At 69.6% G+C, this 8,264-nt stretch carries 7 protein-coding genes; 2 read left to right on the forward strand and 5 right to left on the reverse strand.

Annotation, left to right across the window (positions count from 1 at the left end):
* Positions 1-25 precede the first annotated feature (25 nt).
* From SSNG_RS13310 to clpS, 3 genes are all read right to left on the reverse strand, one after another.
* Positions 26-1,471, reverse strand: coding sequence for an amino acid permease (locus SSNG_RS13310; protein WP_007264349.1), 1,446 nt, complete (start codon positions 1,469-1,471; stop codon positions 26-28).
* A 353-nt stretch (positions 1,472-1,824) separates the two neighbouring features.
* Positions 1,825-2,427, reverse strand: a complete 603-nt coding sequence (locus SSNG_RS13315; protein ID WP_007264350.1) for a DUF2017 domain-containing protein — start codon at positions 2,425-2,427, stop codon at positions 1,825-1,827.
* A complete protein-coding gene (gene clpS, locus SSNG_RS13320) occupies positions 2,427-2,741 on the reverse strand; it encodes an ATP-dependent Clp protease adapter ClpS (protein ID WP_007264351.1) in 315 nt (104 codons plus the stop codon). The genes SSNG_RS13315 and clpS overlap by 1 nt, the downstream gene beginning before the upstream one ends.
* An 81-nt stretch (positions 2,742-2,822) precedes the next feature.
* Here clpS and SSNG_RS13325 point away from each other — a divergent pair, with 81 nt between their 5' ends.
* Positions 2,823-4,154, forward strand: coding sequence for a nicotinate phosphoribosyltransferase (locus SSNG_RS13325; RefSeq protein ID WP_007264352.1), 1,332 nt, complete (start codon positions 2,823-2,825; stop codon positions 4,152-4,154).
* Positions 4,155-4,266: 112 nt separating this feature from the next.
* Positions 4,267-4,851 (forward strand): nicotinamidase, encoded by a 585-nt coding sequence (locus tag SSNG_RS13330; protein ID WP_007264353.1) that lies wholly within the window; start codon positions 4,267-4,269, stop codon positions 4,849-4,851.
* 6 nt (positions 4,852-4,857) lie between these two features.
* On the opposite strand, the gene SSNG_RS13335 is transcribed toward SSNG_RS13330, so the two are convergent.
* Together SSNG_RS13335 and SSNG_RS13340 are read right to left on the reverse strand one after the other, a co-directional pair.
* Positions 4,858-5,160 carry a hypothetical protein gene (locus SSNG_RS13335; RefSeq protein ID WP_042800953.1) on the reverse strand — a complete coding sequence of 101 codons (303 nt, stop codon included), beginning with the start codon at positions 5,158-5,160 and terminating at the stop codon, positions 4,858-4,860.
* 112 nt (positions 5,161-5,272) lie between these two features.
* Positions 5,273-7,684 (reverse strand): immune inhibitor A domain-containing protein, encoded by a 2,412-nt coding sequence (locus SSNG_RS13340; RefSeq protein ID WP_007264355.1) that lies wholly within the window; start codon positions 7,682-7,684, stop codon positions 5,273-5,275.
* Between the last annotated feature and the right edge of the window lie 580 nt (positions 7,685-8,264).

Raw genomic sequence — 8,264 nt, forward strand, 5'->3', positions numbered from 1 at the left:
GCGGCCGGGAACCGTGTTCAGCCGGTCAGCGGGAGACCTTGTTGAAGGCGGCACCCTGCGGGTTGCGGGCCTTCAGGACGAGGTAGGAGACGCCCAGGATCAGGCCCCACAGCGGGGCGCAGTACAGCGAGACGCGGGAGTCCTTGTCGACGCCCATCATCACGATGACCATGCCGATGAAGAGCAGGGCGAACCAGCTGGTCCACGGGGCGCCGGGGGCGCGGAACGCGGACTGCGGCAGCTCGCCGCGGTCGGCCTTGGCGCGGTAGCGGATCTGGCAGACCAGGATCATGACCCAGGCCCACATGCCGGAGATGGTGGCGAAGGAGACGACGTAGTCGAAGGCCTTGCCCGGGGCGACGTAGTTGATCCAGACGCCCACCAGCATCAGCGCGGCGGAGAAGGTGGTGCCGGCGAGCGGGGTGCCGTTCTTGGTGAGGCGTGTGAAGAACTTGGGGCCCTGGCCGTTGAGCGCGAGGTCGCGCAGCATGCGGCCGGTGGAGTACATGCCCGAGTTGCAGGAGGACAGGGCGGCGGTCAGCACGACGAAGTTGACGATGGCGGCGCCGATGCCGAGGCCCATCTTCTCGAAGGCGAGGACGAAGGGGCTCTCGCCGGCCTTGAAGTTGGACCACGGGATGACCGACATGATCATGATGAGCGCGCCGACGTAGAAGACGGCGATGCGCCACGGCACGGTGTTGATGGCCTTGGGCAGGGTCTTCGCGGGGTCCTTGGACTCGCCGGCGGTGACGCCGACCAGCTCGACCGCGAGGAAGGCGAACATCACGATCTGCAGGGTCATCAGCGTCTCGCCGATGCCGTTGGGGAAGAAGCCGCGGTCGTTCCAGAGGTTGGAGACGGAGGCGGTCGCGGCGGCGTCGGAGAAGCCGATGGTGAGGATGCCGGCGCAGATCAGGATCATGCCGACGATGGCGGTGACCTTGACCATGGAGAACCAGAACTCCAGCTCGCCGAAGAGCTTCACGGAGATCAGGTTGGCGGCGTAGAGGATCACGGTGAAGATCAGCGCGTACGCCCACTGCGGGAAGCTGTCGTTCGTCCAGTACGACATGTACTTCGCGGCGGCGGTGACCTCGGTGATGCCGGTGACCACCCAGAACAGCCAGTAGGTCCAGCCGGTCGCGTAGCCCCAGAACGGGCCCAGGAACTCGCGGGCGTAGTCCGAGAAGGAGCCGGAGACGGGCCGGTACATGAGCAGCTCGCCCAGGGCCCGCATGATGAAGAAGATGACCAGTCCGGCGATGGCGTAGGCCAGGATCAGGCTCGGTCCGGCCTTGGAGATCGCCTTGCCGGCGCCCAGGAAGAGGCCGGTGCCGATGGCTCCGCCGATCGCGATCATCTGGATCTGGCGGGCTCCGAGCGCCCGGTGGTAGCCCTCCCCGTCGCCCTCGCCCTGACCGCCCTCGCCGGGCGTCCTGTCGTGCTGCTCGACCTGCACAGAGGTCATGTCTTGGTGCGCCTTTCTCCACGCCGACCCGCGCCTCGAACGGCTGCGGATCGGGTTCCTCGATCCCCCCGGATACGGATGGAGTTGCACGCCGGCGGTCAGCCGGTTCAAGCGGGCCGGGGGACATGGGTGGCGTCCCGTCGGCGGTCGTGAAGATCTATCACGTGCTCGCGGGCGGGAGAAGGGCGGAAAAGTGACGCAGGGCACGGCAATATCGGGACATGGCGGCAGAAAACGATCAGATCACCGCATGGCGGTGATCTGATCGTTATCCGGATTTGAGCGTCCGCTGAGCGAACACCTAGGCGCGGACACCTACGCGCCGTGGCGCCCGCGGGGCGGACGGGCCCGCCTCAGAGGGTCTCGATGAGCGTCTCCTGGAGACCGCCGAGCCAGAGGTACGCCATCACCATCGGCTTGCGCGGGTCGTCGTCCGGGAGCCGGAACAGCACCGCGCTCTCGTCGTCCTCGGTGATGTCCAGCCGGGCCGCGATGGTCAGCCGGAGGTCGTTGAGCGCGCCGAGCCAGCGCAGCGGCAGCTCTCCGGTCAGCTCCAGCACCGCCGCGCCGTCGCCGGCCGGGGTGAGGGAGTCGAGGCTGCGCACGACGGCCAGCGCGTCCTCCCGCTTGCGGGAGCGCAGGTCGTTCTCGGTGAAGCGGCGGAACTCCGCCGAGCGGGCCCGCAGCTCCTCGGGGTCCTCCCCGTCGCCGGGGCCGCCGGGGCTCCCGTAGGCGTCGGGGAAGAGCCGGGCGAGCGCCGGGTCGGCCGGGGGCTCGGTGGGGCCGTCGGAGGCGAAGAGCACGGCCAGCGGGTCGGCGTCCGCGGCGGGCTCCGGCTCGCCGGGGCCGATCAGCTCCAGCAGCTGCACGGCCAGCGAGCGCAGGATGGAGATCTCGATCTCGTCCAGGGCCACCGCGGCCCCGCCGCCCTTCAGCGGCTCGAACACGCCGCCCATCAGTTGCGGTCCTGCGAGAGGGTCGCCCAGAGCCCGTAGCCGTGCATCGCCTGCACGTCGCGCTCCATCTCCTCACGCGTGCCGCTGGAGACGACCGCCTTGCCCTTGTTGTGGACGTCCATCATCAGCCTGGTCGCCTTGTCCTTGGGGTAGCCGAAGTACGCCTGGAACACGTACGTCACGTAGCTCATGAGGTTGACCGGGTCGTTGTGCACCAGGGTCACCCACGGGACGTCCGGTTCGGGGACCGCGAAGGTCTCCTCGGCCGATTCGGTGCGTTCGATCTCAATAGGAGCAACACTCACTTGTCCCATGCTGCCACTGTGACGGGCCGGTCGCACAAACGGGCCCCTACATCTCGTCACTTTGACGAAATGTGCGCTAGCATCCGTGGCATGAACCCTGCGGACCTGGGCCTGCCGGTGGACGTGCCGTCGACAGCGCTCTTCACGGATCACTACGAGCTGACGATGCTGCAGGCCGCCCTGGCGAACGGCACCGCCGAACGCCGCTCGGTCTTCGAGGTCTTCACCCGGCGGCTGCCCGAGGGGCGGCGCTACGGGGTGGTGGCCGGTACCGGTCGCGTCCTGGACGCCGTGGAGAACTTCCGCTTCGACGGCGCGGTACTGGAGTTCCTGCGGGAGCGGGCCATCGTCGACATGCGGACGCTGGACTGGCTGGCGTCGTACCGCTTCTCGGGTGACATCTGGGGATACCCGGAGGGGGAGGTCTACTTCCCCGGCTCGCCCGTCCTGCGGGTCGAGGGCAGCTTCGCCGAGTGCGTGCTGCTGGAGACGGTCATACTCTCGATCCTCAACCACGACTCCGCCATCGCCGCGGCCGCCTCCCGGATGGCCTCGGCGGCCGGCGACCGCCCGCTGATCGAGATGGGCGCGCGCCGCACCCACGAGCTGGCGGCGGTCGCGGCCTCGCGGGCCGCGTACGTCGGCGGCTTCACCTCCACCTCCGACCTGGCGGCAGGCTTCCGGTACGGGATCCCGACGGTGGGGACCAGCGCGCACGCCTTCACCCTCGTCCACGACAGCGAGCGGGACGCCTTCACCGCGCAGGTCGCCTCGCTGGGCAGCGGTACCACCCTGCTGGTCGACACGTACGACGTCGCCGAGGCGGTGCGGACGGCCGTCGAGGTCGCCGGGACGGACCTGGGCGCCGTGCGCATCGACTCCGGCGACCTGCTGCTCGTCGCGCACCGGGTACGGCAGCAGCTGGACGAGCTGGGCGCGACGCGGACCCGGATCGTGGTCACCTCCGACCTGGACGAGTACGCCATCGCCTCGCTGGCGGCGGCGCCGGTGGACGCGTACGGGGTGGGGACCCAGCTGGTGACCGGCAGCGGGCACCCGACGTGCTCGATGGTCTACAAGCTGGTCGCGCGGGCGGCCTCGGCGGACCCGAAGGCGCCGCTGGTGCCGGTGGCGAAGAAGTCCTCGGGCGGCAAGACCTCCGTCGGCGGCCGCAAGTGGGCGGCGCGGCGGCGGGACGCCGAGGGGGTCGCGGAGGCCGAGGTCGTCGGGACCGGGCCGGTGCCGGCCGCGCTGGCCGGCTCGCAGCTGCTGGTGCAGCTGGTGAAGGCGGGCGAGGTGGTGGCCCGCGAGCCGCTGGAGGCCGCGCGCGACCGGCACCGGGCGGCGCGGGCCGGGCTCCCGCTCTCGGCGACGCAGCTGTCGCGCGGCGAGGCCGTGATCCCGACCGAGACGCCCTCCTGACGCGCCCCGTCCGTCGGCCCCGGCCCGTTTCGGGACGGGGCCGAACGGGGGAAGAGGCACCGCGGGGCCCCGCCGGACCGAACCACAGACGCCAACGCTAAGGACACGCGACATGCACCGCGCACTGATCGTCGTCGACGTACAGAACGACTTCTGCGAAGGCGGCAGCCTCGCCGTCACGGGCGGGGCCGACGTCGCCGCCGCGATCACGGAGCTGATCGGGCAGACCACCCCCGGTTACCGGCACGTCGTGGCCACGCGGGACCACCACGTCGACCCCGGGTCCCACTTCGCGCGGCCCCCGGCCGAGCCGGACTACGAGACCTCCTGGCCGGTGCACTGCGTCGCCGGGACCGAGGGCGTCGGGTTCCACCCGAACTTCGCCCCCGCCGTCGCCTCCGGGGCCGTCGCCGCCGTCTTCGACAAGGGCGCCCACGAGGCCGCGTACAGCGGTTTCGAGGGCACCGACGAGAACGGCCGGGGCCTCGCCGAGTGGCTGCGCGACCGGCACGTGAGCGAGGTCGACGTGGTCGGCATCGCCACCGACCACTGCGTGAAGGCCACCGCCCTCGACGCCGCCCGCGCCGGCTTCACCACCCGCGTCCTGCTGGACCTGACGGCCGCCGTGGCCCCCCACACCACCGAGAAGGCCCTGGAGGAGCTCCGGGCGGCCGGCGTGACCCTGGTGGGCGGCTGAGCCCCCTCAGCCGCCCAGGAGGGCGCGGATGGGGTGCCAGAGTTCCTGTCCGGGGTCCGGGGCGCCGCGCCACAGGAGCCCGTCGGGGTGGTGGAGGACGGCGGTGATCTCGTCCGGGGTGGGGGGCTGGGCGTTGCCCCTCAGGTAGACGGCCCGCATGCCGAGGTTCCGCAGCCTGGTCAGGGCGCGGGCCCGGTTCACGGCGTGCACCAGCACGCGTACGTCGCCGCCGTCGCCGGACGGCCTCGGCAGCGTGAGCGCGACCACCACGCTGCCGCCTGGCAGTCTGACGAAACCTCCACCGGGCATGATCCTCAGCTCCCCCGTCAATAAGAACAGTCGTCCCCGCATCTAAACGCGATCGGCCGCCGCCCGCTAGAGGGCGACGGCCGATCATGCTTTGACCTGCGGTTTTACCGGACTACTTGGCGGCGGGGCCGACCTCGACCGTCATCTGGAGACCATCGTAGGGCTCCTTCACGATCTTGATCTTGGTGTTGGTGTCAGCGACCTTCACCGAGCCGGTCGGGTTCTCGTCGTAGTAGTACTTGCCCTTGTGGTCGTCGAAGACCAGGTTCGCGGGCTTCGGCTTGACGAAGAGCGACTCGCCCTTGTTGTGCAGGGTGAACGCGTCCGTGGAGTACGCGCTGAACGTGGCGTCGTACGGCTGGATCTTGTTCCGCAGCAGGGTGCCGTCCGACCACTTCATCGGCTTGGCGTTGGCGTCGATCGGCAGGATCAGACCCGAGCCCGGGTGCTGGCTCGTGTTGTTGTCCTTCTGGGACTTGTCCCACAGCCAGATCAGCAGGCCGTCCTGGTACGGGTAGTGCTCGACCCAGCCCGGCTTGGTGTTGGCCCAGCCGAAGTTGTACGGGCCCACCTTCAGGGTGCGGTCGTACGAGACGTAGCGGCGGTTCTCGGCGATGTAGTACTGCGGGTACTCCTTGGTGAAGCCCGCGCCGATGCGCTCGAAGCCCTTGCCGGTCCAGCCGTTGTCGCCGTTCTCGGCGCCGTCGGTGAACAGGGTGGCGCCGTCCGCGGTCAGGGTGACGGCGTCGGCCGTGAAGCCCTTGCCGCCCGCGCCGCCGTCCGTCTGGTAGCGGAAGCGGAGGTCGACCTTCTTGCCCGCGTAGGCGTCCAGCGGGAAGTTCAGCGACTTCCAGGCGCCGGAGGTACCCGTCAGCGACGGGCTGCCGGAGGCGTCGGCCGGGATGGCCGCACCGTCGGCGGTGCCGGCCAGCGCGGTCCAGGTGGCGCCGCCGTCCGTGGACACCTCGGTGTAGAGGAAGTCGTAGTCGGCCTCGATGTCCCACCAGCCCTTGAGGGAGAGGGCGGCGGACTTCTTGCCGGTCAGGTCGACCGACCGGGTCAGGGTGTTCTTGAGGTCGTCACCCATCTGGCTCCACCACTGCGAGGAGCCCTCGGCGGGAGCGACGATGTCGGTCTTGACCTGCTTCTTCGGCAGCTCGACGACCAGCGCCTGCTTGTCCTTGGTGTTGTACTCCGACACACCCAGCTTGTGGGTGGACTTCGTCGCGGCCTTGGCCTGGTCGTAGTTCAGCCAGCCCAGCTGCAGCTTGTCCCAGGCGGTCATGTCGCCCGGGAGGTCGCCTATGGAGTCCTTGCCGTTGCCGAGCCAGGAGCCGGCCGACATCAGGGACCAGAAGCCGACCGAGTTCTCGCCGCCGCCGGAGGTGTCGTAGAGGTCCGGCAGACCGAGGTCGTGGCCGTACTCGTGCGCGAAGACGCCGAGGCCGCCGTTCTCCGGCTGCATCGTGTAGTCGCCGACCCAGATGCCGGTGTCGCCGATCTGGGTACCGCCGGCCTTGTTGTTCGCCGGGCCGGTCTTGCCGACGTCCGTGCCGTACGCGTACCAGCGGTGCGCCCACAGCGCCGTCTTGCCCTGCACGCCGCCGCCGGCCGACTCGTCCTCGCCCGCGTGGACGATCTGGAAGTGGTCGATGTAGCCGTCGGGCTCGTTGAAGTTGCCGTCGCCGTCGAAGTCGTTGCGGTCCCACTGGTCGTACTGCGCCAGCTGGGCCTTGATCTGCTCGGCGGTCTTGCCGGCCTTCTTCTGGGCCTCCGTCCACGCGGTGACGCCGTCGCGGACGGTGTCCCACACGTTGGAGCAGTTGGTCTGGCCGCAGAAGTTCGAGCCGTAACGAGCCTCGTTGTACGGGACCTTGACCCAGTCGGCGACCTCGCCGTCGACCGAGTAGCGGCCCGAGGAGGTCTTCTCGTAGTAGGTCTTCAGCGAGTCCTTGCCCTGGCCGGTACCGAAGTACAGGTCCTGGAAGTAGTCGCGGCTGAAGTCCTTGCGCCAGGCGGTGCTGTTGTTCGACGCGCGGTCGGGCTGCGCGATCGTGTTGTGCAGCGGGCCGGGCGTGCCGCCGTACTTCGGCTCCGGCGGCTTCGGGCCGGTCGGGCCGTCCGGGTCGAACATGGTCGTGTTGTCGACCTGGTCGCCGAACTCGACGAGGATCGTGAAGATCTTGTCGGTCTTCTCGCGGCCCAGCTCGACGTACTTCTTGTCGTCGAGCTTGACGACCTTCGAGGCCCCGCGCTGCTCGACGTTCTTCTTGCCCGCCAGCACCTGGTCAAGGGCAGCCTCGCGCGCCTGCGCGTTCTGCTTGCTGAACGGGGTCTCCAGGTTGTGCTGGACCTGCTCCTTCGCGGGGGAGGTCGGGTCCTGCTTGTCGGCGGCCGGAGCGCCGCCCCAGCTGCTGTCGGCCTGGGCCGTGGTGATGAAGGCGCCCGAGGCCGCGGTGGCGGCCAGGGTCACGCCGACGGCGGCGGCGCGCAGCGCGCGACGCCTGGTGGAGTTACCGGTCACTTGATGTCGTTCCCCTCCCGCGGCCGCGACGTGGTCGGAACATCTCCGTAGGAGTGGGGGGTTCCGCGCGGCGCGCGTCTCAAGTGACGACATTTGACCGGAGAGTCTAAAGAAAAGACAGACCTTGACTTCTTCCTTACAACTGCACTATGCGGTCAGTGAGTTCCGCTATTCGGACGTTCCATCGCCATACGGTCCCATCCGGGGCGAAGACCTCCGCTTGCCGGGTCCCGTGACCGGTCGTGCCACACCGTGCGACGCCGTGCGCCCCTCCGTGCGCCGACACCGTGGGTAAGGCCACGCTTACCTGTTGCTCCGTCCGGGCATCCCTCACGGGAGTCACTTGACGCGTGCGCGATCTGTCGATGCGACTCCCACCCTCCACGCCTTGAGGACGGAAAACGCCATGCCGCGTCCGACTGCCGCACAGCTCGCCTACGGCTCCGCCACCGTCGTCGTGTCGACGATCGCCATGCTGCTGCTCTCGCAGACGAGCACCGGGATCGGGGGTCGCGGTCATCGCCGCCGCCGCGCTCGCCCTCGGCCTGCTGGTCGCGCTCACCGTGCCGCTGCCGCGGCG

The sequence above is a fragment of the Streptomyces sp. C genome, from assembly GCF_000158895.1.
GTDB lineage: Bacteria > Actinomycetota > Actinomycetes > Streptomycetales > Streptomycetaceae > Streptomyces > Streptomyces racemochromogenes.

What these genes read in the sequence shown, in the direction of transcription:
- SSNG_RS13335 (WP_042800953.1), bottom strand. Translation starts at nt 5,160, where the DNA reads ATGCCCGGTGGAGGTTTCGTCAGACTGCCAGGCGGCAGCGTGGTGGTC.
- SSNG_RS13330 (WP_007264353.1), top strand. Translation starts at nt 4,267, where the DNA reads ATGCACCGCGCACTGATCGTCGTCGACGTACAGAACGACTTCTGCGAA.
- SSNG_RS13315 (WP_007264350.1), bottom strand. Translation starts at nt 2,427, where the DNA reads ATGGGCGGCGTGTTCGAGCCGCTGAAGGGCGGCGGGGCCGCGGTGGCC.
- SSNG_RS13310 (WP_007264349.1), bottom strand. Translation starts at nt 1,471, where the DNA reads ATGACCTCTGTGCAGGTCGAGCAGCACGACAGGACGCCCGGCGAGGGC.
- clpS (WP_007264351.1), bottom strand. Translation starts at nt 2,741, where the DNA reads ATGGGACAAGTGAGTGTTGCTCCTATTGAGATCGAACGCACCGAATCG.
- SSNG_RS13325 (WP_007264352.1), top strand. Translation starts at nt 2,823, where the DNA reads ATGAACCCTGCGGACCTGGGCCTGCCGGTGGACGTGCCGTCGACAGCG.